We start from the raw sequence: 26,638 nt of genomic DNA, 5'->3' as shown, positions 1-26,638 counted from the left end.
AAGGCTGAAACCTATTTCACTGCGCCGAAGGTCAGGCCGCGCACCAGCTGCTTTTGCGAGAACCAGCCCATGATCAGGATGGGGGCAATGGCCATGGTGGATGCGGCGGAGAGTTTGGCCCAGAACAAGCCCTCGGGACTTGAGTAGGATGCGATAAAGGCGGTGAGCGGCGCGGCGTTGGCGGCGGTCAGGTTCAGTGTCCAGAAGGCCTCGTTCCATGCCAGGATGATGTTGAGCAGCATGGTCGAGGCGATGCCGGGGACGGCCATGGGCGTCAGCACATAGACGATCTCCTTCATCAGCGATGCGCCATCCATGCGGGCCGCTTCGAGAATCTCGCCGGGGATTTCCTTGAAGTAGGTATAGAGCATCCAGACGATGATCGGCAGGTTGATCATGGTCAGGACGGCGACAAGGCCGAGACGCGTGTCGAGCAGGCCCCAGTCACGGAAAATCAGATAGAGCGGCACCAGCACGCCGACCGCCGGCATCATCTTGGTGGAGAGCATCCACATCAGGATGTCCTTGGTGCGCTTGGTCGGCGAGAAGGCCATGGCCCAGGCGGCGGGAATGGCCAGCGCCAGGCCGATCAGGGTGGAGCCCACCGAAATCACCACGGAATTGGTGAAATGCTTGAAGTAGTCGGAGCGGCTCTGCACCTCGCGGTAGTTTTCCAGGGTCCAGTCAAAGAACAGGAACTGCGGCGGCGTTGCCACCGCGGCTCCTTCCGATTTGAAGCTGGTCAGGAACGTCCACAGGATCGGAAAGAAAATCAGGAAACCGATGGTCCAGCCGATAACGGTGAAGATGACTTTGCTGCGTGTCGTGGTTGCGCGGGCCATGATTAGAGCCCTTTCTGGCCATATTGGCCGTATTCTGTTTCTCGTCTGGCGAGACAATCCGCGCGGAAGGTGGCGAGGCCGATGTGGTTCATCGGACGAAGCCGCCTGACAATGCGGGTGTCCGCCAGACGGAAACCCGAAGGGACGGGGCCTGTTGCGCCAATCCCGGCGCAAAACCACTCGCCCGCACGAAGAGTGCGGGACTTCTTGTTTTTGCTTGATCTTGTCACAACATGCCTCCGTCAGAATAGGTCAATATGGTCAGAAAGGGCTCTTACCTCTCCAGGTTCTTGCCGATGAGGCGAATGAGGAAGAAGGCGACGATATTGGCAAGGACCACCGCGACGATACCGCCGGCGGATGCGCCGCCCACGTCGAACTGCAGCAATGCCTGCATGTAGATGAGATAGGTGATGTTGGTCGTCTGGATGCCCGGCCCGCCATTGGTCGTCACCAGAATTTCGGCGAAGACGCTGAGCAGGAAGATCGTCTGGATCAGGATGACCACGGTGATCGCCCGCGACAGATGCGGCAGCACCAGATAGATGAAGCGCGAGATCGCCCCGGCGCCGTCCATTTCGGCGGCTTCCTTCTGCTCGCCGTCCAGCGATTGCAGGGCCGTCAAAAGAATGAGCGTGGCGAAGGGCAGCCATTGCCAGGCGACAATGAGGATGATCGAAAACAGCGGCATCTGCGCGAACCAGTCGATCGGCTGGAAGCCGAACAGGCGGGCAATCCAGGCGAAGAGGCCGTTGACCGGATGCATCAGCATGTTCTTCCACACCAGCGCCGATACTGTCGGCATGACGAAGAACGGCGCGATGACCAGGAGCCGCACGATGCCCTGGCCGAAGAACGGCTGATCCAGCACCAGCGCCAGAAGAATGCCGCCGATGACGGTGATGAGCAGCGTCCCGCCGACGAGAATGAGCGTATTGGCAAGCGCGGTGAAGAAGGCGGGATCGGTCAGAAAATACTGATAATTGAGAAAGCCGATATATTCCTCGGTCCCCGGCATCAGCAAGTTGTAGCGCAGGAACGAGAAGTAGAGTGTCATGACAAGCGGCACGATCATCCACACGAAGAGCAGGATGACGGCGGGCGACATCATGATACGGGCCGTTGCACGTGTCTGAAGCGTAGCCATGGTCAGGTTCCGATACAATAATTATCAAAAACGATAATGCAAAAGGAGGCCCGGGCGGCCTCCGACATTCGCGTCGGAAGCCGTCCGGAGCCAGGAGGATTCTACTTGATGTAGCCGCCCTTTGTCATCTCGCGGGTGGTCAGCGCCTGGGCGCCCTGCAGGGCCTGATCGACACTCATCGAACCGGCGAGCGCAGCGGAGAACTGCTGGCCCACGGCGGTGCCGATGCCCTGGAATTCAGGGATGGCGACGAACTGGCCGCCCGTATAGGGCACCGGCTTGATGGTCGGCTTGCTGGTGTTCGCGGCGGTCATCGCATCGAGCGTGATCTTGGCGAAGGGCGCGGCCTTCTGGTACTCGGCATTGGCATAGAGCGAGGTGCGCGTGCCCGGAGGCACGTTGGCCCAGCCTTCCTTGGATGCAACGAGTTCCGTATAGGCCTTGTCGGTCGCCCAGGAGATGAACTTCTGCGCGGCTTCCGCCTTCTTGGTGCCGGCGGGAACGCCGAGGTTCCAGGCCCACAGCCAGTTGCCGTGGTTTTCAACGCCGCCGGTCGGGAAGAGCGCATAGCCCACCTTGTCGGCAACCTTGGATTCCTTCGGGTTGGTCACGAAGGACGCGGCAACCGTCGCATCGATCCAGATGCCGCACTTGCCGGTCTGGAACAGCGCGAGGTTTTCATTGAAGCCGTTGGAGGATGCACCGGGAGGTCCGGCTTCCTTCATCAGATCGACATAGAACTTCAGCGCATGCTTCCATTCCGGCTGGTCGAACTGCGGATGCCACTTTTCATCGAACCAGCGCGCGCCGAACGAATTGGCGGTTGCCGTCAGCAGCGCCATGTTCTCGCCCCAGCCGGCCTTGCCGCGCAGGCAGATGCCGTAGGTCTCGGTTGATTTGTCGGTCATCTTCTTCGCCGCTTCGGCGATCTGGTCCCAGGTCGGCTTTTCCGGAATGGTCACACCGGCCTTTTCAGCCAGGTCCTTGCGGTACATGACCATGGCGCTTTCGCCGTAGAATGGCGAGGCATAGAGCTTGCCATCAACCGAAACCGCATCGCGGATCGCCGGCAGCAGATCGTCCTTGCTGTAATCCTTGGCAAGGCCGTCGAGCGGCAGGAGCCAGCCCTGCTTGGCCCAGATCGGCACTTCATAGGTGCCGATGGTCATGATGTCGTACTGGCCGCCCTTGGTGGCGATATCGGTGGTGACACGCTGGCGCAGCACGTTTTCTTCGAGCGTGACCCATTCCAGCTTGATGTCGGGATTTTTCTTGGTGAAGTCGTCGGTCAATTTCTGCATGCGAACCATGTCGCCATTGTTGACCGTGGCAATGGTCAGCGTTTCGGCATTGGCGAAACTCGCCATGGCCAGAACTGACGCAGCGCCGAGCAGAAGCGTTCTCGTTAACATCTCATTCCTCCCGTGAATGTTATGAGCAATTGCTTGTCTTATGGGCAAATACTCACACAATCCCGAAACAAGTCAAGAGGCAATCGATGCTGCGCTGCAGCATCAAACCTTCGCTTCCAGCAAAACGGTGGAAATCAGACGGGACGGAGGAGTGCTTCGGCGGTCTGTTCGTCCGTGATCAAGCCATTGATAAGACTGCCCTTAATCGCGGCGACAATACCAGGCAGCTTCTTGGCGCCCATGGCGATGGCGATCACCGTCGCCGTCTCGCGCGAGGGGATGTGCGCACTGGCCACGCGGTCATTGGTGAGGCCCTCGATGGGCATGCCATTGCGGTCGAACGCCCGCCCGAGGATCTCGCACACCGCTCCGGCCCGGCGCAAAGCCAGGAGTTCATCGCGCGAAATGAAGCCGTCGACGAAGAGCGGCGCATCATCCTCAAGGTCGCCGATGCCGAGAAAGGCGACATTGGCCTGCGCCGACAATTCCAGCACCGGGCGGATCATCGCCTGCGCGTGCAGCAGCTCGCGCTCCTCCGGCGAGGAGGCGATAACAGGCAGCGGCATGGGGAAGGAGCGCGCCTTGATCTTGTCGGCGATATTGAAAATGACGTTGTAATACGCGGCTGAACCATCCGGCGAAATATTGCCGGTCAGCGATACGACCTTATGCTGGGGACATTCAATGGGTGACAGCCGTTCGATGGCGGCCTTCAGCGTGCGGCCCGTACCGATGCCGAGGACGATCGGCGCCTCGGATTTCAGCCACCGGGTCATTTCATCCGCCGCCGCATCGGCCACACCGAGCGTGGTCGAGGTCGAGCCCGGATCGGTCGGCACCACTTCCACCATCTTGAGGTCGAAGCGCTTTTTCAGCTGCGCCGCAAGGTCGAGGCAATGGGCGATGGGATGATCGAGGCGCACCTTGACCAACCCTTCCGACACGGCCAGCGACACCATGCGCTGCGCCGACTGGCGCGAAATACCGAGCTTGGCCGCGATCTCATCCTGCGTGTTGCCGGCGACGTAATAGAGCCAGCCGGCCCGCGCCGCATCGTCCAGCCTTGATGTGGTAATCTCGGGCTTACTCAACTGCCTGCCCCGCCCTTAAGCGCCTCGCTCCGCTCGTTGCTGGCGGGGACCCCATTGTCTGCCCCGTCCTTAAGCGCCTCGCCGGCGATAGCGGTCTTGTGCCCGTCGGAATGGCCGAGATCGCGCTCGGGCCAGACGATGTCGCGCACCTTCTGCTTGAGCACCTTGGCTTCGGGGAAACCGCCATCGCGCTTGCGCTCCCAGATCAGATCGCCCCCGACGCGGATTTCGAACACGCCGCCGGTACCGGGGATCAGGGCGACCTCGCCGAGATCGGCGCCAAAGGTGGACAGCAGTTCCTGCGCCATCCAGGCGGAGCGGAGGAGCCAGCTGCATTGGGTGCAGTAAAGGATGGTGATGCGCGGTTTCGTTGTCATGCCGAGCTTCTTAGCATTTCCGCATCGGGATGTAAGCTGTTGTGTTGAATGTTCAATCGCAACGGTGGTGGTGCGTGGTTCGACAGGCTCACCATGAGGGAGGCTGCATTTTGCAGAGCACTGGATTCCCTCATGGTGAGCCTGTCGAACCACGCACAATAGACATGCAATCCATTCCTCCTCAGAAAAAATCACGCCAACTTATCCACGTTCTCCCATCCGCGCTTATTCTTCTCCTCGTCCTTTCCGGCGGGAATGCTTCCGGAAACTTTCGAAAGTCGGGAAAGGATCGGCGCTTCGGCCCTGCAGGGAGGAAAACCTGTGCGGCCGGGGAGGTTTGGCCCAATGGTGAAACATCGGGCAAAACCTGAAAACGCCGGGGCGGGTGGTCCTTGGATCGCAAGCATTGCATACGGACTACCCCTAGACCCGCGTTCCAAGGACCGCCCGTCATTCTCCTCTTTCAATGGCCAGACGCAAAAGCGGGTGTGGCAACGGTTGCTCCTGACAGAAGGTTGTCAGCAGCCCTGCGCTATACCGCGCGCCCGGAAGACAGGCGCGAGGGAGGGCATCATGGACGGCATGGAACAGACGACCGGCAGCGCGGCGGATTTCGATTTTCTCATCGGCGACTGGACGATCCGCAATCTGCGGCTGAAACAGCGTTTTGCCGGTTGCGACGACTGGGATGAATTTCCCGCCACGTCGCGCGTGCGCAAGCTGCTGCAGGACACGGCCAATCTGGAAGAGATGGACATTCCGGCCAAGGGCTTTGCCGGGATCACGCTGCGCCTGTTCAACCCGCGCGACGGCTCGTGGTCACTGCACTGGGCGGACAGCCGGAGCAACCGCCTGTTTGCGCCGGTTATCGGCCGGTTCGACCAGGACGAGGGCCTGTTCTACGGCGACGACACCGACGACGGCAGGCCGGTGCGCGTGCGGTTTCTCTGGGAACCCTGCCAGCACACCCCATGCTGGGAACAGGCGTTTTCCCGCGATGGCGGCGAAACCTGGGAAACCAACTGGATGATGCGGTTTACCAGAGTGTGATGCTGCAATCCTATCGTGCGTGGTTCGACAGGCTCACCATGAGGGAGGGTGAGGGTTGCAGGGAGTACGTCCTGCAACGCTGCCGATTGGCATTGCAACCAAACCACATCCCTCATGGTGAGCCTGTCGAACCACGCACAATGGCTATGCAAGCGTTAGGTGTGTCATCCCCGCCGCCGCAATTCCCGCCGCACACGGCGCCAGACGCCCTGCCGCACCATGTCGCCGCGCCGCCACGCATGGTCCTCCTCGATCCAGGCCTGATACCCGGCAAACGCGCCATGCCTGGCGACAAGTGCGTCGGCCATGTCAGTGATTTCATCCCTCGGAACCAGCCGCGGCTTGATCGATGCTTCCCATGCATGGAAGAGCAGCGTGCCCCAGATCGGGGAAAGACAGATGATGAAAATGACCCATTCAAAACAATTGGAAAAATACATGGTAATGTCCACATACAGACGATATTAAATCGTCACATTGTAGATCGACCTGTGGTTTTTGCCAGAACAAATTGTTCTTATGGAATCATTTGCATCGAATCTACGCCTGCGAACCAAAGAGCTTGGCATTCATCAGGCGGATGTGGCGCGGCGCGCTGGCTTAAGCGAGAAGCGGTACAGCAATTACGTCACCGGCAGGCGCGAGCCTGATCTGGCGACAGTCGTGCGTATTGCAAAAGTGCTGCAGACGACGCCGGACAGATTGCTGTCGTTCGGAGACGAGACCGAGGCCGAGCCGATTGCGCAGCAGCGCATCCGTGCGGCCATCGGGGTGCTGTCGCCGGATGACCTGGAAACCGTGGCGATCATGGTCGAGGCACTGGCGAGCAAGCGCCATGCGGGCGGGGGCTGAGTCCATTGCAGTGTTGGCGGTGCGTGGTTCGACAAGCTCACCATGAGGGAGGGTGAGGATTGCAGGGAGCTATATTCTGCAGCGTCTAAGATTAGCTTTGCAGTCCACCCACTTCCCTCATGGTGAGCTTGTCGAACCACGCACCGAGAACCACGCTTATTGCAACTGCGACCGCCGCAAAACAAAATCAGCGGCGGGACATTTCCCGGGCGATGCGGGTGAAATCCGCCTGCTTGATGCCGATATCGGCGCGGTCGGCCGGGCTCATGGCGTTGAGGAGCGCCATGGCGTTGCGGAAATCCTGGTCCTTGCGGCGGCGTCCGCGCGCGGTGAAATCGAAGATGAAGCTCATTGGTGTGTAACCCGTGTCGATGTAATGTTACCCCAAAGATAAATCCACACGCCCGGATTGTGCAGTGCAATATGCGCATGGGTGGTATGTCGACATAAAAGGGAAACGCCAAGACGATGGACAAAACAGCAGCAACCAGAACCGAAAACCCGTCCGCGCTGATCGATGCGCGGATCAAAGAACTCAGCGACTGGCGCGGCGCGATGCTGGCGCATGTGCGCGCGCTCATCCGGCAGGCCGACCCCGAGGTGGTGGAAGAGGTGAAGTGGCGCGGGGTGCCGGTCTGGGAGCATGCCGGCATCATCTGCACCGGCGAGACCTACAAGAGCGCGGTGAAGCTGACCTTTCTCAAGGGCGCGGCACTCGCCGACCCGGCAAAGCTGTTCAACTCCAGCCTTGAGGGCAATGCCCGGCGCGCCATCGATCTGCACGAGGGCGATGTCATCGACGAGGAGGCCTTCAAGGCGCTCATCCGCGCTGCCGTCGCGCTGAACACCGCCAAATCGCGCACATAATCAGGCGGTCAGCGCCCGACCTGTTCGGCCTGTTCGACCGTCAGCGGCTTGATCTCCGGCGGCAGCGGTTCCGGCCTGTCCGCCTGCAGGACGGGCGCCGACGGCACGGGCGGCCGCACCGTGGTACAGGCGGCCGCACAGGCCAGAATGCCAAAAAGGGCGAGCATCCGCGCCAGGGCGCGGGGAAAACCGGCTTGCATCAAGCCTCAGTTATCGCTCATCTTCAGCGCCTGGATGAAGGCTTCCTGCGGGATTTCGACCTTGCCGAACTGCCGCATGCGCTTCTTGCCTTCCTTCTGCTTTTCCAGAAGCTTGCGCTTGCGCGAGACGTCGCCGCCATAGCATTTTGCCGTCACGTCCTTGCGCAGTGCCGAGATGGTTTCACGCGCGATCACCGTGCCGCCGATGGCCGCCTGGATCGGGATCTTGAACATGTGCTTGGGGATCAGGTCCTTCAGCTTTTCGCAGAGGTCGCGGCCGCGCTTTTCCGCGGCGGCGCGGTGCACCATCATCGACAGCGCATCGACCGGCTCGCCGTTGACCAGCACCGACATCTTGACCAGATTGCCCTCGCGGTAATCCGAGAGGTGATAGTCGAAGGAGGCATAGCCCTGGCTGATCGACTTCAGCCGGTCGTAGAAATCGAACACAACTTCGTTGAGCGGCAGGTCATAGGTGACCATAGCGCGCTTGCCGACATAGTTGAGATCGATCTGGATGCCGCGGCGGTCCTGGCAGAGCTTCAGGATGGAGCCGAGATAATCATCGGGGGTGAGGATCGTCGCACGGATCCATGGTTCCTCGATGGTGGCGATCTTCATCACCTCGGGCATGTCAGCGGGGTTGTGCAACTCCTTCTGCGTGCCGTCGGTCATGTTGAGCTTGTAGACGACGCTCGGGGCGGTGGCGATGAGATCGAGGTTGAACTCGCGCTCCAGCCGTTCCTGGATGATTTCAAGATGCAGAAGCCCGAGGAAGCCGCAGCGGAAACCGAAACCCAGCGCGGCGGAGCTTTCCATTTCGAAGGAGAACGAGGCGTCGTTGAGGCGCAGGCGGCCCATGGCGGCGCGCAGATCCTCGAAATCGGCGGCATCGACCGGGAAGAGGCCGCAGAAAACCACCGGCTGCGCCGGCTTGAAACCGGGCAGGATGGAATCGGTCGGGCGCTTGTCCTCGGTGATGGTATCGCCGACGCGGGTGTCGGCGACTTCCTTGATCGAGGCGGTGATGAAGCCGAATTCGCCCGGCCCAAGCTCGTCCACGGCCAGCATCTTCGGCGTGAACACGCCGGTACGCTCGACCGGATATTTGGCGCCGGTGCCCATCATGCGGATGGTCTGGCCCTTTTTCAAAACGCCGTCGATGATGCGCACGAGAACGATAACGCCGAGATAGCTGTCGTACCAGCTGTCGACCAGCATGGCCTTCAGCGGCTTGCTGCGGTCGCCTTCGCGCGGCGGTGGCAGCTGGTTGACGATGGCTTCCAGAACATCGGGAATGCCGAGGCCGGTCTTGGCGGAAATCAGCACGGCCTGGCTGGCATCGATGCCGATGACTTCCTCGACCTGTTCGCGGATGCGCTCGGGTTCGGCGGCCGGCAGATCGACCTTGTTCAGCACCACGACGATCTCGTGGTTGTTGTCGATGGCCTGATAGACATTGGCGAGGGTCTGCGCCTCGACGCCCTGCGAGGCGTCGACGACGAGCAGCGAACCTTCGCAGGCCGACAGGGACCGCGACACTTCATAGGCAAAGTCGACGTGGCCGGGCGTGTCGATCAGGTTGAGAACGTAGGTCTCGCCGTTGTTGGCCTTGTAGTTCAGCCGGACGGTCTGCGCCTTGATGGTGATGCCGCGCTCGCGCTCGATATCCATCGAGTCGAGCACCTGTTCCTTCATGTCGCGCAGCTCGAGCCCGCCTGTCTGCTGGATCAGGCGGTCGGCAAGGGTGGATTTGCCATGGTCGATATGGGCGACGATGGAAAAATTACGGATGTGGTCAAGTGGAGTGCTCATGCGCGCGATTTAGCAGTGAACAGGCAAAACGCAAAGCGGGAAATGCAATCCGCCCGCCCGGACCGTCACAAGATTGCATCGTCTGTGCTATATTTTGCCTCTGCGCCACACACCGGGGATGTGATGATGGACGAATTCTTCAATTTCAAGGAGACGGATGGTTTCCGGGTCAAGCTCTGGCGGGGCGAATATATGTGCCTGCTGGGCTTCGACGTGGATACGCCGGAGGATGATTTTGTCGGTTTCGCGGTGGAGTACAAGGAGCCGAAGGGCGACACATTCCTCAACCTGCGCAACCGCATCGCCTTCGATTACGGCGAACCGGCCAAGAAGGCGGTGACCGGCGGGGTCAAGTTCCCAACCACCGAAGCGCCGCTGCAGATGTTCCGCTGGGTGCATTTCCCCTATGAGCCGCAGGACGGCATCTACACCTACCGCATCACCAAGATGCACATGCCGGAAGATGGCAAGCTGGTGCGCGGCACCATGATCGAGCTGCCGATCCGCTATGACAGCGTCACCTATGACGGCTTTCTCGATATCGGTTTTACCCGCAACTTTGCCTCGTCGCAGGCTTTCGAGGACAAGAAAAAGCGGCTGCACCTGACCAATGACATCATCCCCGCCAATGCGGATGACGGCCTCGCCTTTGCGGCTGAGAAAGCGGAAATCGCCAAGACGGGCATTTACGACTGGCTGGGTTTCGAGGCGCACCGGCTGCTGTTCGGCTTCCTCGACTGGGCGGTGAAGGACCCGACCATCGAGGTGGATGCGCTGGCCTACGACCTGAATGAGCCGGACTTTCTGGCGCAGCTGGAAAAGCTCGGCAGCCGCCTGCGGGTGATCGTCGACGATTCCGGCGTGGCCGACAAGAAGAGCGGTGGCATGAAAAGCGGGCATGGCGCGCCGGACAGCGCGGAAAGCCAGGCGGCGGCGCGGCTTGCCGCCAGCGCCGGGGCGGACCATGTCAAACGCGGTCATTTTCGCGGGCTGCAGCACAACAAGGTGCTGATCGCCAAACGCAACGGCGTACCGGTGCGGGTGCTGGGCGGCTCGATGAACTTTTCGTTCCGCGGCTTCTACATCCAGGCCAACAACCTGTTCATCTTCGATGACGAAGCGGTGGCAGGCCTGTTCGCGCAGATGTTCACGCTGGCCTTCACCGACATGGCCAATTTCCAGAAAGACCCGTTTTCGAAAGTCTGGCATTCGGTGAAACGCGAGGGCCGCCCGGCGGTGCATGTCTGTTTTTCGCCGCACAAGACATCGGAGCTGTCGCTGCGGCCGGTGGGCGGCGCCATCGACCAGGCGACATCCTCGGTGTTCTATTCCTTCGCCTTCATGAACCAGACCAAATCCGGCCCGGTGCGCGAGGCGCTGGACCGTCTGATCAAGAAGCCGCTGTTCAGCTATGGCGTGGTGGACAAGAAGAGCGGGATGGAAATCCAGAAGCCGAGCGGCGAGAACGGCCTTGTCGATTTCGCCTATCTCGCCAAGAACGCGCCGGAACCGTTCAAGAGCGAATGGTCCGGCGGCAGCAGCATCAATATCCACCACAAGTTCGCGGTGGTGGATTTCGACAAGCCGACGGCCAAGGTGTTCACCGGATCGAGCAATTTCTCGCCTTCAGGGGAAACCGGCAATGGCGATCATATCGTCATTATCGAGGATCAGCGGGTGGCGACGGCCTTTGCCATCGAGGCACTGCGCATGTTCGACCACCTGAACTTCCGCAACCGCATGCAGGTGGAAATCGCCGCGCTGCCGAAACAGATCACCCTGAAGAAACCCAAGGCCATATCGGGTGAAAGCACCGCGTGGTTCGACAAATTCTACGTGGCGGGAAGCCAGCGCGAACGCGACCGGCTGACCTTTTCGCGTCAGTCGTAGCGCAGGTCGTGCGCCTTGCCGCCGAACACCCGGTAGGCGAAGATGGAATAGCCGATAATGGCGGGCAGCACGACGATGACGCCGACGAGGATGATGCCGAGGCTTTCCGGCGCGCTGGCGGCGGCGAAAATCGTCAGCCGCTCCGGCACCACATAGGGATAGAAGGAATAGGCGAGCCCGGCAAAGCCGAGGGTGAAAATACCCGCCATCAGCATGAATGGCAGCGCCGAATAGCGGTCATTGGCGGCGGGCAGCCTGGCAAGCACGGCCCAGAGTGCGGCAAACAGCGCGGCAGTGACCAGCGGCAGCGGCGCGAGCAGGATCATCTGCGGCAGCACGAACCATTTGGCGAAAATGCGCGGGCTCGCCAAGGGCGTCGCCAGCGAAACCGCAACCATGCCGAGCGCGGCGAAAACCAGCGACCGGCGCATCAGGAGGACAGCCTTGTGCTGCAAGGCGCCCTCGGTCTTGTGGATGATCCATGCGGCGCCGATGGCGGCGTAGGACGCGGTGAGGCAAAGACCGACCAGCAGGCCGAACAGGATGCAGGCCACTGACTGGTCAAGCCCCAGCACATAGACGCCGAGCATATAGCCTTGTGCCAGGGAAGCGGTGATCGAACCGGCGGCGAAGACGAAATTCCAGCGCGGCTTCACATGCAGGTCAACCTTAGCGCGAAAATCGAAGGCGACACCGCGCAGGATCAGGCTGATCAGCATGACGGTGACGGGGACATACAGCGCCGGCAGCACGATGCCATGCGCCGCGGGAAAGGCCACCAGCAGCAGACCGATGGCGAGGACCAGCCAGGTTTCGTTGGCATCCCAGAACGGGCCGATGGCGGCAACCATGGTGTCACGCTCCGCGTCGTCCGTTGCGGCGAAAAGAATGCCGACGCCGAGATCGAACCCGTCGAGGATGGCGTAGACCAGGATCGACAGGCCCATCAGCCCGGCAAAAACGAGGGGAAGGATGATGGCGGGATCAAAGGTCATGAATGATGCCGCGTCTGATTTTGGCTATGGCTTCCGAACACCCCCCTCTGTCCTGCCGGACATCTCCCCCACAAGGGGGGAGATCAGCTATCACAGCTGTTTCGAATAGTTCTGAGACATTGCAAAATAAGCAAAAGCGTTGATGTCGATGTGATCTCCCCCCTTGTGGGGGAGATGGGCGGCAGCCCAGAGGGGGGTGAGTTGTGAAAGAATGCATCATCAACTCCCCCGCACCGGCTGGCCCAAGGGCTGGTCCTCGACGCCCGGTTCCGGCTGCCGGTCGCCCTCGCGGGCGGCCTTAACCGTGAGCCGCAGGATCACGCAGACATAGGCCAGTAGCAGCACGGCATAGACACTGAGATAAGCCGCAAGCGACGCGGCGACCGTAGCGGCGGGCACCGGCCCCAGCGCATCCGCCGCTTTGAGTACGCCGCTGACCAGCCAGGGCTGGCGGCCGATCTCCGCCGTGTACCAGCCGGCCAGCGTTGCCACCCAGCCGGACAGCGCCATCGGCACCAGCACGAGCGCGAGCGGCCGCGTGAGCGTGCCGCGCCGCCACAGCATCCACGCGGCAGTCCACGATACCAGCAGCATCAGGATGCCGGTGCCGACCATGATGCGGAAGGCGAAAAACAGCGGCAGAACCGGCGGGTGATTACCTGCGAACCGGTCGAGGCCGGGCACGGCACCGGCAGCGTCGTGCCGCAGGATCAGGCTGGCGCCATCCGGCACGCCAAACTCAAAACGATTTTCGCGTTTCGTCTCGTCAGGCAGGGCGAACAGCAGCAGCGGCACATGGGAGCGGGTTTGCCAGTTGGCTTCGATCGCCGCGATCTTCTGCGGCTGATGCGCCAGCGTGTTCAGCCCGTGCTGATCGCCCGCGACGATCTGCACCGGGATGAGCACCGCGGCGAGATAAATGCCGGTGCGCAGGGCTTTGCCCATGGCATCGCTGCGGTCGCCCAGCAGCCAGCGCAGGGCGGACAGGCCCGAGATCAGAAAGGATACGGTGAGCCCCGATGCCAGCAGCATGTGCACAAGCCGGTACGGCATGGACGGGTTGAAGATGATGGCGGCCCAATCGGTGGCAAAGGCCTTGCCGCCGCGCATCTCGAAGCCATCGGGCGTCTGCATCCAGGAATTCAGCGCAATGATCCAGAACGCCGACACCGTCGTGCCGAAGGCGACAAGCAGGGTTGCCAGCGTGTGGATACGATTGGACACGCGGCGGAATCCGAACAGCATGATGCCGAGAAAGGCCGCCTCGAGAAAGAAGGCGGTGAGAATTTCATAGGCCAGCAGCGGCCCGGCGATGTTGCCGACCGTTTGCATATAGCCCGGCCAGTTGGTGCCGAACTGGAAACTCATGGTCACGCCGGACACCACGCCGAAGGCAAAGGACAGAGCGAAAACCTTGACCCAAAAATGGTAGGCCTTCATCCAGCTCTCGTCGCTGGAGCGGCGATAGCGCAGCTTGAAATACAAAAGCACCCAGCCGAGCGCGATGGTGATCGTCGGGAACAGGATATGGAACGAGATATTCGCAGCGAATTGTATTCTCGACAGAATGAACGGATCCATGACGGCGTCCTTTCGCTGCGGACATATGTCACCGGAACGGACGGCGTGAGAAGTAGACATGCTGTCGCGTGCGTGGTTCGACACGCACGATTGACCTGCAAATCGGGCCTTTGCCCCTAGGCCGCGGCGATCAGCCCGCCATAGATATCCAGGTCCACATTGCCACCTGACAGGACCACGGCAACCGTCTTGCCTTGCAGCGCGTCTGCCCGTGCCGCCACGCCGGCAAGGCCGACGCAGCCGCCGGGCTCGACAATCACCTTGAGATAGGTCGCCGCATCGCGCATGGCAGCAGCAACCGCTTTATCGGAAACCGCGACGCCGCCCGCCAGGTTCTGCTTGTTGATCGGGAAGGTCAGGTCACCCGGCTGCTGGGTCAGGATCGCATCGCAGATCGAGCGGTAGCCCGGCTCGTTGGCAACCTGCCTGCCGGCCGCCAGCGACCGGCGCAGATCGTCGAAATGATCGGGCTCGACACCCCAGATGCGGGTGTGCGGGGAACGTGCCTTGACGGCAACGGAAATGCCGCTGATCAGCCCGCCGCCACCGCTCGGCACGAACAGGTCGTCGAAGACAATGCCGCGTTCCTCCGCCTCGTCGATCAGCTCGATGCCGATCGTGCCCTGCCCGGCCATGATCGCGGGATCGTCATAGGGCGGCACCAGGATCATGCCGCGCCCGTTGATATACTCAGCCGCGATCTCCTCCCGGCTCTGCTTGTAGCGGTCATAGAGCACGACGTCAGCGCCATAGGACCGTGTATTGGCAATTTTCAACTGCGGCGCATCGGACGGCATGATGATGACAGCCTTGATGCCGAAAAGCTGGGCGGAGCTTGCCACGCCCTGCGCATGATTGCCGGAGGAAAAGGCGACGATGCCGCGCTTGCGCTCGTCCGCCGTCATCTGGCTGATGCGGTTGTAGGCGCCGCGGAACTTGAACGAACCGGTCCGCTGCAGGCATTCCGGCTTGAACAGGATGCGTGCGCCATATTTGGCATTGAGCGCTTCCGACTCGATCAGCCGGGTGGCGACAAGCTGGCCTTTGAGCCGGACGGCGGCATCGACGATATCGGTATTGGCAATGGCGAACGCGTTCATCATGTCCTCGGCTGCTGAATGGGCGGGTCTGGCCATTCATAGCACCGGCGCGGCGTTTCGGCATCCAAATCATTGTCATCATTGTCCCGGGCGCCCTCTTGAAAAGCGCATCTGCTTTCTATAGTTTAGAATTATTCTAAATTAGGACAGTGCCATGCTCAGCCGCTTCTTCGGTCCCCGTCGCCACGAACTCAACGAATTGTCGGAACAGCAGCTCCTCGCGCTCGCCATTTCATCGGAAGAAGACGATGCGCGGATCTACCTTGCCTATGCCGACGGGCTGCGGGATGATTTCCCGCAGAGCGCTAAAGTCTTCGAGGATATGGCGGAGGAGGAAAACCTGCACCGGCAGGTGCTCATCGACATGCACCGCGCGCGCTTCGGCGACCGCATTCCGCTGATCCGGCGCGAACATGTGCGCGGCTATCTCGAGCGCAAGCCGGACTGGCTGGTGCGGCCGCTCGGCATCGACAAGGTGCGCGAGATGGCGGAGAAAATGGAGGAGCAGGCCTACCGCTTCTACACGGAAGCGGTGAAACTGGTCAGCGATGCCTCGACGCGCAAGCTGCTCGGGGATCTTGCCATTGCCGAGAAAACCCATGAATCGCTGGCGCACCGGCTGGGCGAACAGCACACGCCCGATGCGGTGCAACAAGACGAGAAACTGACGGAAAAACGCCAGTTCCTGCTCACCTATGTCCAGCCGGGGCTGGCGGGGCTGATGGACGGCTCCGTCTCGACGCTTGCGCCGATTTTTGCGGCGGCCTTCGCAACCCAGGACACCTGGCAGACATTTCTCGTCGGCCTCTCCGCCTCGCTCGGTGCCGGCATCTCGATGGGCTTCACGGAAGCCGCCCATGATGACGGCAAACTGTCCGGGCGAGGATCGCCGTTGAAGCGCGGCCTCGCCAACGGCCTGATGACGGCAATCGGCGGCCTGGGCCATGCCCTGCCCTACCTGATCCCGGATTTCTGGACGGCCACGACGATCGCCGCACTGGTGGTTTTCGTCGAGCTTTGGGCGATTGCCTATATCCAGCACAAATATATGGAAACGCCGTTCTTCCGCGCGGCGATACAGGTGGTGCTGGGCGGCAGCCTCGTCCTGGCCACGGGCATTCTCATCGGCAATGCGTGACGACCGGCGCATGCAGGCAGGTCTTGCAAACGAATCAGAATTGACAAAACCCGGTGGTTAACACCGGGTTTCTTTTTAGCTTTTCAACCGGGAAATTACGGCCTGCCTCAGGTGTTAAAGCTAATTTTCCATGAATTCACCGGGCCTTAACCATCGGTATTCAGCAAGCGTTCATATTTATCGGTTAAATTTTAGCTAAATGATCGCTAACCGATTTTTTCGGGCGATCGAGATTCAGGAAATGAAGATATGACCATGCTCGTTCAACTGCGCGATACGCTTCGCGTCGTCCGTGAATTCATTGCACCGTCCTACCGGCCGGAACGCCATTACATGCGCGGCCCCGGCCCCGCCTGTGCACAGCGCAACCACGGTCAGGCATGATGGTAAACGCGCGCGTCAGACGGAGCCTCATCACGGGCTCGCAAGCCATAGTCACGCATAACAGCCGCAATCCGCAGCCGGTAATCGGCAAAGATTTCGGCGCGGCCAGCGCTCTGGGCAGCGCGATGTTCCTCGGTCTGGCGCCAAGCCGCAACTGAGGCTTCGTCGCGCCAGAACGACAGGGAGAGATAACGGTTCTCGTTGGCAAGGCTGCGGAACCGTTCGACGGAAATGAAGCCGTCCATCTTTTCCAGAAGCGGGCGCAAATTCGCCGCCCGCTCGAAATAATCTTTCTCGTGGCCTTCCCTCGGCTCCACTTCGAAAATCACAGCAATCATCGGATCAATTCCCATTGTTTCCAGTAACACGGCGCAGGAACGTGCGGTCCTCGCGGCGGATGAATTTCCGTTCGCGCGAAAATTCGTAATTGGCGCGGCCCAGCGGATCGGCCATCAATTTTGCGCGGTACGCCTCATAGGCCGCCAGATCTTCGATGTTGTAAATCCCGTAGGCCAATGTGGCCGACCCCTCATGCGGGGCGAAATAGCCGATCAGATCAGCACCGCAGCGCGGGATCGCCTCGTTCCAGGTGCGTGCATAATGCTCGAATGCATCCTTCTGGTAGGGGTCGATTTCATATTTGATAATGCAGGTGATGCTCATAACGGCCGCTCCTTCGTGTGGATTGGCCTGTTTTAGAGCAGCCGGATGATCCGATGCTTCGATCACGGCCGAACTATCGCGGACGCAAAACAATCAGCCCCGCCGGGCGTCTGGCGGGGCTGGTTGCAAAACAGTATCGGTTCTATCAGGCGTCGAGGCCGTCGAAAAGTGCCGTCGACAAATACCGTTCAGCAAAGGACGGAATGATCACGACGATATTCTTGCCCTTGTTTTCCGGACGCTTGCCGAGCTCGATAGCTGCCGTGAGCGCGGCACCGGAGGAAATGCCGACCGGCACGCCTTCGAGCTTGGCCACCAGGCGGGCATAGGTGAAGGCATCCTCATTGGAGACCTGAATGACCTCGTCATAGATGTGGGTATCAAGCACCTGCGGCGCGAAACCGGCACCGATGCCCTGGATCTTGTGCGGGCCGGGATTGCCGCCTGATAGAACCGGCGAATCCTTCGGCTCGACCGCAACGATGCGCACGTCCGGCTTGCGCTGCTTCAGGACCTGGCCGACACCGGTGATGGTGCCGCCGGTGCCGATGCCGGACACAAAGATATCGACCTTGCCGTCCGTATCGTTCCAGATTTCCTCGGCGGTGGTCCTGCGGTGAATCTCGGGGTTGGCCGGATTGTCGAACTGGCCGGGAATGACCGCATCGGGCGTGGTTTCCACCAGTTCATTGGCCTTGGCGATGGCGCCCTTCATACCCTTGGCGCCCTCGGTCAAAACCAGTTCGGCACCGAGCAGCTTGAGCATCTTGCGACGCTCGACCGACATGGTTTCCGGCATGGTGAGGATGAGGCGGTAGCCCTTGGCGGCGGCGGCAAACGCCAGCGCAATACCGGTATTGCCGGAGGTCGGCTCGACGAATGTCGTCTTGCCCGGCGTTGCCTTGCCCTGTGCTTCCAGCGATTCGATCAGCGCGACGCCGATGCGATCCTTGACACTGGCAATCGGATTGAAGAATTCGAGTTTGGCCAGGAGATTGGCTTCGACACCCTGATCCTTTGCCAGCTTATCAAGACGGACAATCGGCGTATCGCCGATGGTATCGACAATGGAATTGTAGATACGGCCGCGGCCGGGTTTGCGCGCATCACTCGTGCTCATGGAAATGCTCCCTCAATTGCTGTGGCAGCCATCTTATGGCGCGAGCTTGAAAATTCATAGTCGAGCCTATGCATAAACAGCCCGATCACGGGAATTTCATGCCAATATACCTACAGCCTTAGAATAAAATTCTACGGTCAGGATGCCCGCCCGGCGATGGCAAGTGCAGCGCCCGCCATGAATGCGGCGGCGGTGCGGTTCAGCCGTTTCAGCGCGCGCGGCGATTGCAGGAACCAGCGTGCCTTGGATGCAAGCGCGAGATAGGGCACCAGCACGACAAGCAGCGTCACAACCGTTACGCAGGCGAGCAGGGCATAATCGGTCGGGGTGATGGCGTGCAGATCGATCAGCGTCGGCGTCAGGGCGATATAGAAGATCATGGTCTTCGGATTGCCGAGGGTAACCGCAAGCCCGGAAAGCACGCTGGCGAGAGCCCCGCCGCTGCCGCGCCTGGCTTCAATCTTTTCAGCGGAAATTCCCGCGGTCCAGAAACTCCAGGCGAGATAGGCGAGATAGGCCACACCCGCCCATTTGATCAGCAGAAACAGTGTTCCGAACGTCTGCGCCACCATGGAAAGGCCGAGCACCACGGCCGTCAGATAGGTCAGATCGCCGAGGACGAGGCCAAGCGACATGAATAGGGCCGAGCGGAAACCGGAGCCGAGCGCCCGCGCGATGAGGGCGGTGAGACCGGGCCCGGGAATGGCGGCGGCAATGGCGAGGGCGCCCGAATAGGCGATGAAACCGGCAAGTGTCATGATCAATCTCTGCGTGAAGTCTGTGCGGCGGGACAATACGCCGATTTTCCGCACTGGCAATCGGGTTTGAATGTTTGTGCTTTGAAGGCCGAATTCAGTGGGCCGGACTGTGGAACGACATCTCGATTTTGTTGAGATACTCATAAAGATTGGGGTTTTCCGGGACAGTGTTGAAGGGCGCGCAACGCATGATCGCACGAACAGCACTTTCGGCTATTGAATTGAAGGTCTTATCCTTTTTCGGCCTCAAAATTTCCGGCTTGCCGACAATTGAGCCGTCCTTTGCAAGCTGGACTTTCAGCGTAACAATCAGTGGTGGCCCCTTGTATTCGGGCCGGTTCCAGCACCGCTGCACGGCCATCTTGATCTGTTGCGCAGCCTTGGCGATGTTTGGATCAAAAGGTTTCGCATCCTCCGCGCGCGACGACCCTGTTGCCGCAAGAATCACGATGGCCAAAACACCTGCAATTCGTCCGAACATGGTCACTTCCCACTAGAGAACCAGAAACCCCTGTCCGAGCGGATCATCGTCTTCAACGATGAACTCCGCCTTGCCGCTGTAATAGGCATGGCCGGAGACACGCGCCGTGATGGCGTCGAAGGGTCCCGCCCTGGTGAGCGAGGCGACAGCCCCGGCAAAACGCGAACCGACAATGCTTTCGAAAATCCGCGCTTCGGTTGCATGAATCTGGCCCTTGGCGTGCATGGCAGCCAGCCGCGCCGTCACACCCGACCCCGTCGGCGAGCGGTCGAGCTGCGCATCGGCGAAAATGCAGACATTCTTTGTCGGCGCTTCCGACCAGCCGTCGAGACCGTCGGTGAGGATGGAACCATAAAGGAAGGCAAGGTCGCTGTGATCCGGGTGCGCCAGCGGCACGGCGTCCTTCACCGCTTCGGTGAGCAATGTTGCCGCCTCGATGAATTTGCGTGCGGGATCGCGGCCGAATTCAAGGCCGAACTGGCTGCAATGGGCGAGCGCGTAATAGGCGCCGCCATAGGCCACGTCGAACGTCACGTCGCCATAGGGCGGCAGATGGATGGTCCGGTCCCCGGCAAACAGAAAGGCCGGGACGCTTTCGAAGGAGACGCTGGCGGACTTACCGTCCTTCACCTCGACGGAGGCCACCACCATGCCGCAGGGGCATTCGATGCGGACCGTCGTAACCGGCTCGACCTTCTCAACAAGGCCGTAATCGATGGCATAGCGGCCAAGCGCGATGATGGCGTGGCCGCACATCGTCGAATAGCCCTCATTGTGCATGAACAGCACGGCGAGATCGGCGCCGGGCAGGTTCGGCTCCACCAGCAGCGCGCCATACATGTCGAAATGGCCGCGCGGCTCGAACATCAGGATTTTGCGCAAGGCGTCGAGATTGTCCCGGACATAGGCGCGCTTCTCCAGGATCGTGCCTTTCGGCAGGACGGGATAGCCGCCGGTGATGATGCGCAGGGGCTCGCCGCCGGTGTGCATGTCGATGACGCTGAGCGGCACGGCCATCAGGCGATGCCCAGAAGCGCAGGCAGCTTGCGCATGTCGTCGAAGAGGATACCGCCCGCCGCGACGAGACCTTCATGGTCGGCATGCGCATCGCCGCAATAGGAAAACACCCGCATGCCGGCCGCCGTTCCCGCCGTTGTTCCCGCCACGCTGTCCTCGATCACCACGGAGCGGGACGGCTCGAAGCCCATTTCCCTGGCCGCATGCAGGAAGAGATCGGGGAACGGCTTGCCGCGCGCCACCATGGATGCACTGTACAGCACATCATGGAAATGGCCGATCAGCCCGGTTTTCCCCAGCGTCAGGTGCATTTTTTCCACATTGGCGGAGGAGGCCACGCAATAGGACAGTTGCGCTTCCTTCACCGCATCGATGACCGTTTCGATGTGCGGAATGGCGTCGACGCCGTTTTCAAAAATGACGGGAATGGCCTGATACCAGCGCTCGACAAAATCGTCGCCAAGGGAATAGCCTTGCGCCTCCACCTTCTCCTTCACCGCGCGCATCGGCATGCCGCAGAGGTTCTTGCGCGCCTCATCGAAGGTGATGGGATAGCCCGCGGCATTGAGCATCTTGATCAGATGCTGATTGGCAAGGGCTTCGGTATCGACCAGGACCCCGTCACAGTCGAAAATCACCAGATCGGGGCGAGTCATGCTTAATCTTCCTTGTCTGCGTCCTGCGCGTAGAGCTTTTGCAGCTCCCCGAACGTCACGCCGGTTTTTGAGAATTCGAACGTGCCCTTGTCGAGCACTTCGCGGGCCGCATCGCGAATGGCGGTGAAGGCGGCGGTGGTCAGCCGCGGCCCGAGTGAAACGCGGCGCACGCCGACGGATTTCAGCGTGCTGACGCTTAATGATGCCGGCGCGAGGACATTGACTGGCTTCGACACGGAGGCACAGATCGTGCGGATGCTCTCGAGATCGGAAATGCCGGGCGCAAAAAGCACATCGGCACCGGCCCGTTCAAATGCCTGCAACCGCTTGATCGTGTCGTCGAGATCGGCACGGCCATGCAGGAAATTCTCGGCACGCGCCGTGAAGACGAAATCGCTCTTCAGCGCCCGCGCGGCTTCCGCCGCCGCGTAGACACGCTCGACCGCATGGTCGAAATCATAGATCGGCTTGTCCGCATCGCCGGAAAAATCCTCGATGGAGCAGCCGGCAAGACCGGCGGCTTCGGCGGCGAAGATGGTCTCGCCGGCGCTGTCGGCGCTGTCACCCTTGCCCTTTTCCAGATCACCGGAAATGGGAAGATCCGTTGCTGCCACGAGATCACGGCAATGCTGCATCATGACATCGAAGGCGACGCCGCCATCGGGCAAAGCACGCGAAAAGGCAAACCCGGCGCTGCTGGTGGCGAGCGCCTTGAAGCCGAGCGACGCGAGGAACCGGGTCGTGCCGGGATCCCATGGATTGGGCATCAGCAGAATTTCCGGTCCCTGATGCAGCTGACGGAAAACCTTGCCCTTGTCCATGCTATCCTCCCGCGATTACGACGTGCCCGTTGACCCGAACCCTCCGGCACCGCGTGCCGTTTCGCTGGCATGCTGCCGTTCTTCAACCTCGAGCTGCACGACCGGCGCCAGCACGACCTGCGCGATGCGCATGCCACGCTCGACGTAGAAGTCGTCATCTCCAAGATTGATCAGGATTACTTTTACCTCACCCCGGTAGTCGGAATCAATGGTCCCCGGTGTGTTGAGGCAGGTAATTCCGTGCTTGAGGGCAAGGCCGGAACGCGGCCTTACCTGCGCTTCATAGCCTTGCGGGATCTCGAAGACGAGGCCGGTCGGCACCAGGGCGCGGCGGCCGGGCAAAAGCAGCAACGGACGGTCCTCGGGCACTGCGGCGCGCAGGTCCATTCCGGCCGAGCCGGGGGTTTCATAGGCGGGCAAATCGAGGTCCCGCCCATGCGGCAACCGGACAAGACCGAGAGCGGGATGCACGTGACGTGCGGAATCGGATGATTGAGACATGAGATCACCTTTTTCACCAGTCCGCCGGATTGGTCAACTCACAAGATTTGTCCGGATCATTGTTTGCACACAATCTCTTTCTAGCAGTGGCTGAACCTGACGATTCCCAAGCGCCGCGCGACGCGCTATTGTCAGTCGTATCAAGAGTGAATCGGGTGAATCATGTGTCGATGGGCAGCCTATCTCGGACCTCAGCTTTATCTCGAAGATGTCATTGCTTCGCCCTGCCATTCACTGATCGCCCAGAGCCATGATGCGCACGAGGCCAAGACCCGCACCAATGGCGATGGTTTCGGCGTTGCCTGGTATGGTGAGCGGCCGGAACCCGGCCTTTACCGCGATATTCTCCCTGCCTGGTCCGACCAGAACCTGAAGAGCCTGTCGCGGCAGATCCGGTCGCACCTGTTTCTCGCCCATGTGCGCGCCTCCACCGGCGGCTCGACCAGCCGGACCAATTGCCATCCGTTCGTCTCGGGCCAATGGAGTTTCATGCACAACGGACAGATCGGCCATTTCGACCGGCTGCGGCGCGGGCTGGAAGCCAAGCTCGACGATGCGCTCTATGTGCAGAAGCTGGGATCGACGGATTCGGAGCTGATTTTCTTGCTGATGCTGCAGCACGGCCTGGACAAGGACCCGGCGCAGTCTCTCGTTGAAACGGTCAATGTCATCACCGCCGAGGCGGAGCGCGCCGGCGTGCCGCCCTTCATCCGGCTGACCGCGGCATTTTCCGACGGGACACAGCTCTACGCAGTGCGCTACGCCACCGACCGCTTTGCCCCGACGCTTTACACGGCGACGCTCGCACCGAGCTCGGGCCTGTGCGTCGTCTCGGAACCGCTGGACGGAGAAGCGGAAAACTGGATGCCGGTGCCGCCGAACAGTTTCGTGACCGTCAAGAACAGCAAGCGCATCGCCATCGAGCCGTTCATGGCACAGGAAAAATCCGGGCCGGTGCTGGAGAAAGTGTAAATTCCAAAATTTTGACTACGCCGCTTTGTCGGCTTTGCGCTTGAGCGCGACGATCCTGTCGATTTCAGTCCGCTTGTCGCGGGTTTCGATCTTGAGATCGTAGGACATCTGCATGTTCAGCCAGAACTCTGCGGACGTGTTGAAATATTTTCCCAGCCGCAGCGCCGTATCGGGAGTGACCGCCGTCTTCTCCGCAACCAGACGCTCGATACGTGTCCGCGGAACATGCAGCGCTTTCGCCAAGGCACCAGCACTCATCTTCAAGGGTTCGAGAAACTCCTCCCGTATAATTTCACCGGGATGGATGGGAGGTAAACCGTTTTTTCCCAACATGCTTTTTCCTTCCGGAGTCTAGACCTAGTGATAATCCGTAATTTCAACCTGCTTGGCGCCCGCCTCTGTCCAAATGAAACAGACCCGCCATTGGTCATTGATACGGATCGAATGTTGTCCCTTTCGATCCCCTTGAAGGGCCTCCAAGCGATTGGCGGGAGGCGCAAGGAGATCCTTAAGTGAGGTCGCATGCTGGATCATGGTAAGCTTGCGACGAGCGCGTTGAAGCACGATTTCCGGAAACCCTCTCGGCGCTACCCCGTGTAAAATTGCCTCCGTCCATTTGTCCTTGAATGAACATATCATTATCGCCTCAAATGCAGCTATTCTACCGCCGCGCATTCACCGGTCAAACAAAATGTATCACGCCGTGATACAACCTTCGTAGAAGGCGCCTTGGAATTGACAGTCGACGGCAAGGCCTCCGGCTGATAGAAGGCGCGCAACCCTACGATTAAGAAATTTGAGCCGCTTCATGTCTTCTGCCGACCATCCCGTTTCGAAACGCCGTACGTTTGCGATCATCGCGCACCCGGACGCCGGTAAAACCACGCTGACCGAAAAGCTGCTGCTGTTCGGCGGAGCGATCCAGCTTGCCGGCGAGGTCAAGGCCAAGAAGGACCGTATCCAGACACGCTCCGACTGGATGAACATCGAACGGGATCGCGGCATCTCGGTCGTCACCTCGGTGATGACCTTCGAGTACAAGGACTGCATCTTCAACCTTCTGGATACGCCCGGCCACGAAGATTTCGCCGACGACACCTACCGCACGCTCACCGCCGTCGACAGCGCCGTCATGGTCATCGACGCCGCCAAGGGTATCGAGGCGCGGACGCTGAAACTCTTCGAAGTCTGCCGCATGCGCGATATTCCGATCGTCACCTTCGTCAACAAGATGGACCGGGAAAGCCGCGACCCCTACGAAATCCTCGACGAAATCGAGCAGAAACTGGCGCTCGACACCGCCCCGATCACCTGGCCGATCGGACGCGGCAAGAGCTTTGCCGGCACCTACAACCTGCAGGACAATACCGTGCGGCGCCGCGATGAAGAGGAAAAGCCGACACCGGTCAACGGACCGGAAGCCGCCGGTGCCTCCGGCCTGCTGCCCGAGAACGAACGCCAGGCGTGGATCGACGAGGTGACCCTGGCGCGCGATGCCTGCAATCCCTTCGATCTGCAATCATTCCGCGAAGGCCATATGACGCCGGTCTATTTCGGTTCGGCGCTGCGCAATTACGGCGTGCGCGATCTGATCGAAGCCTTCTGCGATTTCGGGCCGAGCCCGCGCGCGCAGGATGCCGATATCCGCCGCGTTGAAGCGACCGAAGACAAGATGACCGGATTTGTCTTCAAGATCCAGGCCAACATGGACCCGAACCATCGCGACCGCATCGCCTTCCTGCGCGTCTGCTCCGGCAAACTGTCACGCGGCATGAAAGCCAAGCTGGTGCGCACCGGCAAGCCGATGAGCCTGTCGGCACCGCAGTTCTTCTTCGCCCGCAGCCGCCAGATTGCTGACGAAGCCTGGGCCGGCGATGTGGTGGGCATTCCCAACCATGGCACCTTGCGCATCGGCGACACGCTGACGGAAGGCGAAGACATCCTGTTCCGCGGCGTGCCGAACTTTGCCCCAGAAATCCTGCGCCGCGTGCGGCTCGACGATGCGATGAAGGCAAAGAAGCTGCGCGAGGCGCTGCAACAGATGGCGGAAGAAGGCGTTGTCCAGTTGTTCCTGCCCGATGACGGTTCGCCCGCCATCGTCGGCGTGGTCGGCGCCCTGCAGATCGACGTCCTGACCGAGCGGCTGAAAGTCGAATACACGCTTCCCGTCGGCTTCGAGCCCGCACGCTTCACCATTGCGCGCTGGATCTCGGCCGATGACCCGGCGGAGCTGCAGCGCTTCATCAACGCACACCGGGCCGATATCGCCCACGATCTCGACAATGATCCGGTGTTCCTGGCGCAGAATTCCTTCTCGCTGTCCTATGAAGCCGAGCGCTGGAAGGCTATCCGCTTCGCCGCGATCAAGGATTATCAGGTCCGCGAAAAAGCCGCCTGAGCCCGCCTGCCCTTCAACCGGACTGACCGCTGTTCGTCGCCTTGATCGGCCTCGCGCATTTATTCAACCAAATGGTTGACAATTGAAATCGCATAGCTATATTAAACCTTATGGTTGAATATAGCACACCCACGCTCGACGCCGTTTTCCATGCCCTCTCCGACCCGACGCGGAGAGCCATGCTGCATCGGCTGTCGACCAGCGAGCGCACCGTCAGCGAACTGGCGACGCCGTTCAACATGTCGCTCGCCGGCGCATCCAAGCACATCAAGGTGCTCGAAGCGGCCGGGCTGGTGCGGCGGCACGTGCAGGGCCGGACCCACATCTGCGCCCTGCAGGCGGCCCGGCTGGCCGAAGCGCAGGAATGGCTGCGCTATTACGAGCAGTTCTGGCAGGAACGGCTCGACGATCTGGAAGATATTCTGCGCGCGGAGGACCGTGCGCTTGCCGACACGGCGAAACACGGGGCCCGCAAGGCCCCCAAATCCAAACCGGATACCAAGGAGTAGA

General features: G+C 60.6%; 31 protein-coding genes and 1 pseudogene. 9 read left to right on the top strand and 23 right to left on the bottom strand.

What is annotated here, in order from left to right:
• Nucleotides 1–11: 11 nt before the first annotated feature.
• The 5 genes and pseudogenes from ACIQWS_RS00420 to ACIQWS_RS00400 all read right to left on the bottom strand — a co-directional run.
• A complete protein-coding gene (locus ACIQWS_RS00420) occupies nt 12–842 on the bottom strand; it encodes a carbohydrate ABC transporter permease (RefSeq protein ID WP_105738106.1) in 831 nt (276 codons plus the stop codon).
• A 274-nt stretch (nt 843–1,116) separates the two neighbouring features.
• The gene (locus ACIQWS_RS00415; protein ID WP_223612289.1) at nt 1,117–1,989 is read right to left on the bottom strand and encodes a carbohydrate ABC transporter permease; all 873 of its coding nucleotides are present in this window, start codon (nt 1,987–1,989) and stop codon (nt 1,117–1,119) included.
• A gap of 101 nt (nt 1,990–2,090) precedes the next feature.
• On the bottom strand, nt 2,091–3,401 hold the full coding sequence (locus tag ACIQWS_RS00410; protein WP_223612290.1) for a sugar ABC transporter substrate-binding protein: 1,311 nt from the start codon (nt 3,399–3,401) through the stop codon (nt 2,091–2,093).
• A 134-nt stretch (nt 3,402–3,535) separates the two neighbouring features.
• Nucleotides 3,536–4,492, bottom strand: coding sequence for a sugar-binding transcriptional regulator (locus ACIQWS_RS00405; protein WP_403169160.1), 957 nt, complete (start codon nt 4,490–4,492; stop codon nt 3,536–3,538).
• Nucleotides 4,493–4,596: 104 nt separating this feature from the next.
• Nucleotides 4,597–4,869 (bottom strand): annotated as a pseudogene (locus tag ACIQWS_RS00400) (SelT/SelW/SelH family protein); the annotation flags it as partial.
• Between the two features lie 573 nt (nt 4,870–5,442).
• On the opposite strand from ACIQWS_RS00400, the gene ACIQWS_RS00395 reads away from it, so the two are divergent.
• Nucleotides 5,443–5,919, top strand: a complete 477-nt coding sequence (locus tag ACIQWS_RS00395; protein ID WP_403169158.1) for a hypothetical protein — start codon at nt 5,443–5,445, stop codon at nt 5,917–5,919.
• Between the two features lie 164 nt (nt 5,920–6,083).
• Here ACIQWS_RS00395 and ACIQWS_RS00390 read toward each other — a convergent pair whose 3' ends face one another.
• Complete coding sequence (locus ACIQWS_RS00390) at nt 6,084–6,359, bottom strand: hypothetical protein (protein ID WP_403169157.1); 276 nt, start codon at nt 6,357–6,359, stop codon at nt 6,084–6,086.
• A gap of 79 nt (nt 6,360–6,438) precedes the next feature.
• Here ACIQWS_RS00390 and ACIQWS_RS00385 point away from each other — a divergent pair, with 79 nt between their 5' ends.
• Nucleotides 6,439–6,771 carry a helix-turn-helix domain-containing protein gene (locus tag ACIQWS_RS00385; protein ID WP_403169154.1) on the top strand — a complete coding sequence of 111 codons (333 nt, stop codon included), beginning with the start codon at nt 6,439–6,441 and terminating at the stop codon, nt 6,769–6,771.
• Between the two features lie 187 nt (nt 6,772–6,958).
• Here ACIQWS_RS00385 and ACIQWS_RS00380 read toward each other — a convergent pair whose 3' ends face one another.
• Nucleotides 6,959–7,123 carry a hypothetical protein gene (locus ACIQWS_RS00380; protein WP_223612295.1) on the bottom strand — a complete coding sequence of 55 codons (165 nt, stop codon included), beginning with the start codon at nt 7,121–7,123 and terminating at the stop codon, nt 6,959–6,961.
• A gap of 116 nt (nt 7,124–7,239) precedes the next feature.
• On the opposite strand from ACIQWS_RS00380, the gene ACIQWS_RS00375 reads away from it, so the two are divergent.
• Nucleotides 7,240–7,638: a DUF1801 domain-containing protein gene (locus ACIQWS_RS00375; protein ID WP_346307215.1), complete on the top strand. Its 399-nt coding sequence runs from the start codon at nt 7,240–7,242 to the stop codon at nt 7,636–7,638.
• 8 nt (nt 7,639–7,646) lie between these two features.
• On the opposite strand, the gene ACIQWS_RS00370 is transcribed toward ACIQWS_RS00375, so the two are convergent.
• Nucleotides 7,647–7,841, bottom strand: coding sequence for a hypothetical protein (locus ACIQWS_RS00370; protein WP_403169151.1), 195 nt, complete (start codon nt 7,839–7,841; stop codon nt 7,647–7,649).
• A gap of 3 nt (nt 7,842–7,844) precedes the next feature.
• Nucleotides 7,845–9,653: a translation elongation factor 4 gene (lepA, locus tag ACIQWS_RS00365; RefSeq protein WP_403169148.1), complete on the bottom strand. Its 1,809-nt coding sequence runs from the start codon at nt 9,651–9,653 to the stop codon at nt 7,845–7,847.
• 126 nt (nt 9,654–9,779) lie between these two features.
• Between lepA and ACIQWS_RS00360 the strand changes: the two genes are divergently transcribed.
• Nucleotides 9,780–11,543 carry a phospholipase D-like domain-containing protein gene (locus ACIQWS_RS00360; protein ID WP_403169145.1) on the top strand — a complete coding sequence of 588 codons (1,764 nt, stop codon included), beginning with the start codon at nt 9,780–9,782 and terminating at the stop codon, nt 11,541–11,543.
• On the opposite strand, the gene ACIQWS_RS00355 is transcribed toward ACIQWS_RS00360, so the two are convergent.
• From ACIQWS_RS00355 to ACIQWS_RS00345, 3 genes are all read right to left on the bottom strand, one after another.
• Complete coding sequence (locus tag ACIQWS_RS00355; protein WP_403169142.1) at nt 11,534–12,538, bottom strand: cytochrome d ubiquinol oxidase subunit II; 1,005 nt, start codon at nt 12,536–12,538, stop codon at nt 11,534–11,536. The genes ACIQWS_RS00360 and ACIQWS_RS00355 overlap by 10 nt on opposite strands.
• A 219-nt stretch (nt 12,539–12,757) precedes the next feature.
• Complete coding sequence (locus ACIQWS_RS00350) at nt 12,758–14,119, bottom strand: cytochrome ubiquinol oxidase subunit I (protein WP_403169139.1); 1,362 nt, start codon at nt 14,117–14,119, stop codon at nt 12,758–12,760.
• Between the two features lie 116 nt (nt 14,120–14,235).
• Nucleotides 14,236–15,219, bottom strand: coding sequence for a threonine/serine dehydratase (locus ACIQWS_RS00345; RefSeq protein ID WP_403177318.1), 984 nt, complete (start codon nt 15,217–15,219; stop codon nt 14,236–14,238).
• A gap of 154 nt (nt 15,220–15,373) precedes the next feature.
• On the opposite strand from ACIQWS_RS00345, the gene mbfA reads away from it, so the two are divergent.
• Nucleotides 15,374–16,357, top strand: coding sequence for an iron exporter MbfA (gene mbfA, locus ACIQWS_RS00340; RefSeq protein ID WP_346308399.1), 984 nt, complete (start codon nt 15,374–15,376; stop codon nt 16,355–16,357).
• Nucleotides 16,358–16,606: 249 nt separating this feature from the next.
• A complete protein-coding gene (locus tag ACIQWS_RS00335; RefSeq protein WP_264319104.1) occupies nt 16,607–16,741 on the top strand; it encodes a hypothetical protein in 135 nt (44 codons plus the stop codon).
• Here the strand turns inward: ACIQWS_RS00335 and ACIQWS_RS00330 are convergent.
• The 9 genes from ACIQWS_RS00330 to dut all read right to left on the bottom strand — a co-directional run bounded on the left by ACIQWS_RS00330 (nt 16,732) and on the right by dut (nt 22,758).
• Nucleotides 16,732–17,079: an antibiotic biosynthesis monooxygenase family protein gene (locus ACIQWS_RS00330; RefSeq protein WP_403169135.1), complete on the bottom strand. Its 348-nt coding sequence runs from the start codon at nt 17,077–17,079 to the stop codon at nt 16,732–16,734. The genes ACIQWS_RS00335 and ACIQWS_RS00330 overlap by 10 nt on opposite strands.
• A gap of 4 nt (nt 17,080–17,083) precedes the next feature.
• Nucleotides 17,084–17,404, bottom strand: a complete 321-nt coding sequence (locus ACIQWS_RS00325) for an NIPSNAP family protein (protein WP_403169133.1) — start codon at nt 17,402–17,404, stop codon at nt 17,084–17,086.
• Nucleotides 17,405–17,549: 145 nt separating this feature from the next.
• Nucleotides 17,550–18,524, bottom strand: a complete 975-nt coding sequence (gene cysK / locus ACIQWS_RS00320; RefSeq protein ID WP_223612307.1) for a cysteine synthase A — start codon at nt 18,522–18,524, stop codon at nt 17,550–17,552.
• Nucleotides 18,525–18,661: 137 nt separating this feature from the next.
• The gene (locus tag ACIQWS_RS00315; protein WP_403169130.1) at nt 18,662–19,282 is read right to left on the bottom strand and encodes a LysE family translocator; all 621 of its coding nucleotides are present in this window, start codon (nt 19,280–19,282) and stop codon (nt 18,662–18,664) included.
• Between the two features lie 94 nt (nt 19,283–19,376).
• Nucleotides 19,377–19,763 (bottom strand): hypothetical protein, encoded by a 387-nt coding sequence (locus ACIQWS_RS00310; protein WP_403169128.1) that lies wholly within the window; start codon nt 19,761–19,763, stop codon nt 19,377–19,379.
• Nucleotides 19,764–19,775: 12 nt separating this feature from the next.
• On the bottom strand, nt 19,776–20,780 hold the full coding sequence (locus ACIQWS_RS00305; protein ID WP_403169126.1) for a proline racemase family protein: 1,005 nt from the start codon (nt 20,778–20,780) through the stop codon (nt 19,776–19,778).
• On the bottom strand, nt 20,780–21,436 hold the full coding sequence (locus tag ACIQWS_RS00300; RefSeq protein WP_346308392.1) for an HAD family phosphatase: 657 nt from the start codon (nt 21,434–21,436) through the stop codon (nt 20,780–20,782). The genes ACIQWS_RS00305 and ACIQWS_RS00300 overlap by 1 nt, the downstream gene beginning before the upstream one ends.
• 2 nt (nt 21,437–21,438) lie before the next feature.
• Nucleotides 21,439–22,257, bottom strand: coding sequence for an isocitrate lyase/phosphoenolpyruvate mutase family protein (locus tag ACIQWS_RS00295; RefSeq protein WP_346308391.1), 819 nt, complete (start codon nt 22,255–22,257; stop codon nt 21,439–21,441).
• Nucleotides 22,258–22,272: 15 nt separating this feature from the next.
• On the bottom strand, nt 22,273–22,758 hold the full coding sequence (gene dut / locus ACIQWS_RS00290; protein ID WP_223612312.1) for a dUTP diphosphatase: 486 nt from the start codon (nt 22,756–22,758) through the stop codon (nt 22,273–22,275).
• 162 nt (nt 22,759–22,920) lie between these two features.
• Here dut and ACIQWS_RS00285 point away from each other — a divergent pair, with 162 nt between their 5' ends.
• Entirely contained in the window at nt 22,921–23,730 is an 810-nt protein-coding gene (locus ACIQWS_RS00285) for a class II glutamine amidotransferase (RefSeq protein WP_346308390.1), read from the top strand.
• Between the two features lie 15 nt (nt 23,731–23,745).
• On the opposite strand, the gene ACIQWS_RS00280 is transcribed toward ACIQWS_RS00285, so the two are convergent.
• Both ACIQWS_RS00280 and ACIQWS_RS00275 read right to left on the bottom strand, forming a co-directional pair.
• Complete coding sequence (locus ACIQWS_RS00280; protein WP_403169121.1) at nt 23,746–24,063, bottom strand: HigA family addiction module antitoxin; 318 nt, start codon at nt 24,061–24,063, stop codon at nt 23,746–23,748.
• 24 nt (nt 24,064–24,087) lie between these two features.
• A complete protein-coding gene (locus tag ACIQWS_RS00275; RefSeq protein WP_403177316.1) occupies nt 24,088–24,369 on the bottom strand; it encodes a type II toxin-antitoxin system RelE/ParE family toxin in 282 nt (93 codons plus the stop codon).
• A 169-nt stretch (nt 24,370–24,538) separates the two neighbouring features.
• On the opposite strand from ACIQWS_RS00275, the gene ACIQWS_RS00270 reads away from it, so the two are divergent.
• Entirely contained in the window at nt 24,539–26,128 is a 1,590-nt protein-coding gene (locus ACIQWS_RS00270; protein ID WP_223612314.1) for a peptide chain release factor 3, read from the top strand.
• Nucleotides 26,129–26,238: 110 nt separating this feature from the next.
• Nucleotides 26,239–26,637, top strand: a complete 399-nt coding sequence (locus tag ACIQWS_RS00265; protein WP_403169118.1) for an ArsR/SmtB family transcription factor — start codon at nt 26,239–26,241, stop codon at nt 26,635–26,637.
• The last annotated feature ends 1 nt before the right edge of the window (nt 26,638 follow it).

Source organism: Phyllobacterium sp. NPDC097923 (assembly GCF_044760925.1).
In the GTDB taxonomy this organism is placed as follows: Bacteria; Pseudomonadota; Alphaproteobacteria; order Rhizobiales; family Rhizobiaceae; genus Phyllobacterium; species Phyllobacterium calauticae.
Note: the sequence above shows the minus strand (reverse complement) of the source record. Positions and strands in the feature narration are given on the sequence as shown.

What these genes read in the sequence shown, in the direction of transcription:
- dut (WP_223612312.1), bottom strand. Translation starts at nt 22,758, where the DNA reads ATGTCTCAATCATCCGATTCCGCACGTCACGTGCATCCCGCTCTCGGT.
- ACIQWS_RS00335 (WP_264319104.1), top strand. Translation starts at nt 16,607, where the DNA reads ATGACCATGCTCGTTCAACTGCGCGATACGCTTCGCGTCGTCCGTGAA.
- ACIQWS_RS00380 (WP_223612295.1), bottom strand. Translation starts at nt 7,123, where the DNA reads ATGAGCTTCATCTTCGATTTCACCGCGCGCGGACGCCGCCGCAAGGAC.
- ACIQWS_RS00395 (WP_403169158.1), top strand. Translation starts at nt 5,443, where the DNA reads ATGGACGGCATGGAACAGACGACCGGCAGCGCGGCGGATTTCGATTTT.
- ACIQWS_RS00415 (WP_223612289.1), bottom strand. Translation starts at nt 1,989, where the DNA reads ATGGCTACGCTTCAGACACGTGCAACGGCCCGTATCATGATGTCGCCC.
- ACIQWS_RS00355 (WP_403169142.1), bottom strand. Translation starts at nt 12,538, where the DNA reads ATGACCTTTGATCCCGCCATCATCCTTCCCCTCGTTTTTGCCGGGCTG.
- lepA (WP_403169148.1), bottom strand. Translation starts at nt 9,653, where the DNA reads ATGAGCACTCCACTTGACCACATCCGTAATTTTTCCATCGTCGCCCAT.
- ACIQWS_RS00265 (WP_403169118.1), top strand. Translation starts at nt 26,239, where the DNA reads ATGGTTGAATATAGCACACCCACGCTCGACGCCGTTTTCCATGCCCTC.
- mbfA (WP_346308399.1), top strand. Translation starts at nt 15,374, where the DNA reads ATGCTCAGCCGCTTCTTCGGTCCCCGTCGCCACGAACTCAACGAATTG.
- ACIQWS_RS00305 (WP_403169126.1), bottom strand. Translation starts at nt 20,780, where the DNA reads ATGGCCGTGCCGCTCAGCGTCATCGACATGCACACCGGCGGCGAGCCC.
- ACIQWS_RS00360 (WP_403169145.1), top strand. Translation starts at nt 9,780, where the DNA reads ATGGACGAATTCTTCAATTTCAAGGAGACGGATGGTTTCCGGGTCAAG.
- ACIQWS_RS00420 (WP_105738106.1), bottom strand. Translation starts at nt 842, where the DNA reads ATGGCCCGCGCAACCACGACACGCAGCAAAGTCATCTTCACCGTTATC.
- ACIQWS_RS00330 (WP_403169135.1), bottom strand. Translation starts at nt 17,079, where the DNA reads ATGATTGCTGTGATTTTCGAAGTGGAGCCGAGGGAAGGCCACGAGAAA.
- ACIQWS_RS00315 (WP_403169130.1), bottom strand. Translation starts at nt 19,282, where the DNA reads ATGACACTTGCCGGTTTCATCGCCTATTCGGGCGCCCTCGCCATTGCC.
- ACIQWS_RS00280 (WP_403169121.1), bottom strand. Translation starts at nt 24,063, where the DNA reads ATGTTGGGAAAAAACGGTTTACCTCCCATCCATCCCGGTGAAATTATA.
- ACIQWS_RS00285 (WP_346308390.1), top strand. Translation starts at nt 22,921, where the DNA reads ATGTGTCGATGGGCAGCCTATCTCGGACCTCAGCTTTATCTCGAAGAT.
- ACIQWS_RS00300 (WP_346308392.1), bottom strand. Translation starts at nt 21,436, where the DNA reads ATGACTCGCCCCGATCTGGTGATTTTCGACTGTGACGGGGTCCTGGTC.
- cysK (WP_223612307.1), bottom strand. Translation starts at nt 18,524, where the DNA reads ATGAGCACGAGTGATGCGCGCAAACCCGGCCGCGGCCGTATCTACAAT.
- ACIQWS_RS00295 (WP_346308391.1), bottom strand. Translation starts at nt 22,257, where the DNA reads ATGGACAAGGGCAAGGTTTTCCGTCAGCTGCATCAGGGACCGGAAATT.
- ACIQWS_RS00270 (WP_223612314.1), top strand. Translation starts at nt 24,539, where the DNA reads ATGTCTTCTGCCGACCATCCCGTTTCGAAACGCCGTACGTTTGCGATC.
- ACIQWS_RS00275 (WP_403177316.1), bottom strand. Translation starts at nt 24,369, where the DNA reads ATGATATGTTCATTCAAGGACAAATGGACGGAGGCAATTTTACACGGG.
- ACIQWS_RS00410 (WP_223612290.1), bottom strand. Translation starts at nt 3,401, where the DNA reads ATGTTAACGAGAACGCTTCTGCTCGGCGCTGCGTCAGTTCTGGCCATG.
- ACIQWS_RS00390 (WP_403169157.1), bottom strand. Translation starts at nt 6,359, where the DNA reads ATGTATTTTTCCAATTGTTTTGAATGGGTCATTTTCATCATCTGTCTT.
- ACIQWS_RS00385 (WP_403169154.1), top strand. Translation starts at nt 6,439, where the DNA reads ATGGAATCATTTGCATCGAATCTACGCCTGCGAACCAAAGAGCTTGGC.
- ACIQWS_RS00325 (WP_403169133.1), bottom strand. Translation starts at nt 17,404, where the DNA reads ATGAGCATCACCTGCATTATCAAATATGAAATCGACCCCTACCAGAAG.
- ACIQWS_RS00345 (WP_403177318.1), bottom strand. Translation starts at nt 15,219, where the DNA reads ATGAACGCGTTCGCCATTGCCAATACCGATATCGTCGATGCCGCCGTC.
- ACIQWS_RS00350 (WP_403169139.1), bottom strand. Translation starts at nt 14,119, where the DNA reads ATGGATCCGTTCATTCTGTCGAGAATACAATTCGCTGCGAATATCTCG.
- ACIQWS_RS00375 (WP_346307215.1), top strand. Translation starts at nt 7,240, where the DNA reads ATGGACAAAACAGCAGCAACCAGAACCGAAAACCCGTCCGCGCTGATC.
- ACIQWS_RS00310 (WP_403169128.1), bottom strand. Translation starts at nt 19,763, where the DNA reads ATGTTCGGACGAATTGCAGGTGTTTTGGCCATCGTGATTCTTGCGGCA.